At 71.7% G+C, this 2,555-nt stretch carries 2 protein-coding genes; both read left to right on the top strand.

Annotated elements, in window-relative coordinates; translation table 11 throughout:
• A partial coding sequence (locus AC2W7M_RS23630) for an aldehyde dehydrogenase (protein WP_486135386.1) occupies positions 1-1,314 on the top strand: 1,314 nt, incomplete at its 5' end.
• 26 nt (positions 1,315-1,340) lie between these two features.
• Positions 1,341-2,111, top strand: a complete 771-nt coding sequence (locus AC2W7M_RS23635; RefSeq protein ID WP_486135388.1) for an SDR family NAD(P)-dependent oxidoreductase — start codon at positions 1,341-1,343, stop codon at positions 2,109-2,111.
• The last annotated feature ends 444 nt before the right edge of the window (positions 2,112-2,555 follow it).

The raw sequence follows: 2,555 nt of genomic DNA on the forward strand, positions 1-2,555 counted from the left end.
CTCGATGGCCCGTGGGGCCGCATGCCCGGCCACGAGCGCGCGGCGCTGCTGCGCCGGTTCGCCGATCTCTACAAGGCCCACGCCGGCGACCTCGCGGTCCTGGAGACCCGCGATTCCGGCCGGGCGCTGCGCGAATCCCGCGCCGACGTGGGCAGCCATTCCAACGCCTATCACTGGTGGGCCTCGCTCGCCGACAAGGCCAGCGGGCGCACCATTCCGATCGACGACAGCGTGCACGCCTTCACCTCGCGCGTGCCGGTGGGCGTGGTGGGCGCCATCACCCCCTGGAACGTGCCGCTGATGGCCGCGTGCTGGAAGCTCGGCCCGACGCTCGCGGCCGGCTGCACCGTGGTGCTGAAGCCGGCGGAGCACACGCCGGTGGCCTCGCTGGAGCTGGGGCGCCTGTTCGAGGAGGCCGGCTTCCCGGCGGGCGTGGTCAATATCGTCCCCGGCGACGGCAAGGACGGCGCGGGCGAATATCTCGTCGCCCATCCGGACGTGGACAAGATCGCCTTCACCGGCGAGGGCACGACCGCCAAGGCGATCCTTGCGGCCGGCGCCGCGACCATGAAGCGATTCACCTTCGAGCTGGGCGGCAAGTCGCCCCACATCCTGTTCGCCGATGCCGACCTGGAGCAGGCGCTCAACGCCGCCACCAATTCCGCCTGGACCCTGTGCGGCCAGAGCTGCGCCCTCGGCTCGCGGGTGCTGGTGCAGCGGCCGGTCTATGACCGCGTGGTGGAGGCGTTCGCCCGGCGCGCCGGCCGGGTGCGCGTGGGCGCGCCGCTCGACGAGGCGACCCACATGGGGCCGCAGGCCCATGCCGAGCAGCTCGCCAAGACCCTGTCCTACATCGACACCGGCCGCGCCGAAGGGGCGGAACTGATCGCCGGCGGGCACCGCCTCGACCGGCCGGAGCTGGCCGGCGGCTATTTCGTCGCGCCCACCGTGTTCGCGGGCGTCTCCAACGCCATGCGCATCGCCCGCGAGGAGATTTTCGGTCCGGTCGCCGCGCTGATCCCGTTCGACGACGAGGAGGAGGCGGTCGCCATCGCCAACGACACCGCCTACGGCCTCACCGCCGGTTTGTGGACCTCCGACATGGGCCGCGCGCTTCGGGTCTCCAGCCGCATCCGTGCCGGCATGGTCTGGGTGAACACCTACCGGTACATCCGCTGGTCCACGCCCTATGGCGGCTTCAAGGCCAGCGGCTGGGGCCGGGAGAACGGCATCGAGGCGCTGGAATCCTATTTGGAGACCCGCACCACCGTGATCAGCACCACCGGGCGTTTCCCGGACGCCTACGCCGACTGACCGTCCGACCCATCGAAGGATACGCCATGCGTCTTGCCAACAAGCTCGCCGTCATCACCGCCGCCGCCTCCGGCATGGGACGCGCCGGCGTGGAGCTGTTCCTCAAGGAGGGGGCGAAGGTCTGCGCGGTCGACATCAATGCGGACGCGCTCGACGCCCTCCGGCAGGAGATGGCGGACAAGGGCCACGATCTGCCCACCGTGCAGGCCGATCTTTCCCGCCCGGAGGAGGTGAAGCGCGCTTTGGCCGAGGCGGCGGCCCTGCTCGGCGGCATCGACCTGCTGTGGGCGCATGCCGGCACGCCCGGTCCGGCCGGGGTGGAGAACCTCGACCTTGCCGCCTACGACCACGCCATCGCGCTCAACGTCACCTCCGCCGCCCTCTCGGCCGGCGAGGCGATCGCCCACATGCGCGCCCGCGGCGGCGGCGCGGTGGTGTTCACCTCCTCGGTCTCGGGCCTCGTCGGGTCCATGTTCAGCCCGATCTACTCGGCGGCGAAGTTCGCCGTCGTGGGGCTCGGCAAGTCGCTCGCCCAGCGCTTCGCGGCGGACGGCGTGCGGGTGAACGTGGTGTGCCCGGGCCTCGCCGACACGCCCATGAAGCTCGGCTTCACCGGCCGCTCCGGCGATCCCGCCGAGGCGGCCGCCAACCAGGAACGGATGCTCGCCGCGGTGCCCATGGGCCGGCTGTGCCGGGCCGACGAGGTCGCCCGCGCGGTGCTGTTCCTCGCCTCCGATGACGCCTCCTTCATCACCGGCGTCGCGCTGCCGGTGGATGGCGGCTTCACCGCCCGCTGACGCGCTCCACGCATCTCTCCGCGTCCCTGACCGCCGTCGCCCGCTTGGGCGGCGGCGGTTTTTTGCGTTGTGGTCCAGCCCGCCGCAGCACGGCCCGGCCGATCCGCGCCCCCGCGACCGGTGCCTCTCCCGCGAGTGCCGCGCCCCCGCGCCCGAGACCGCCACAGCATCCTCCGCATTGAGATAGCGCAAATCGCATTGGGGCCTATTGACACGCCCCCGAATGGGCGCCTTAATCTGCGAATTAACTGATCAATAAGTGGAGGGGCGATGGACAGCGTCGACCTCGGCCAGGTGATCTATCCGGTGCGCGAGATGGCGCCCGCCGTCGCCTTCTATCGCGACGTGGTGGGGCTGCCGCTGAAGTTCCAGGACGGCGACCGCTGGGCCGCCTTCCGCGCCGGCGCCGCCACCTTCGCGCTGGCGCCGGGCGAGACGGGGGGC

This window comes from Xanthobacter sp. BG11Y11_SDJG (assembly GCF_057364445.1).

Coding starts and splice junctions, on each gene's coding strand:
- AC2W7M_RS23635 (WP_486135388.1), top strand. CDS start 1,341: ATGCGTCTTGCCAACAAGCTCGCCGTCATCACCGCCGCCGCCTCCGGC.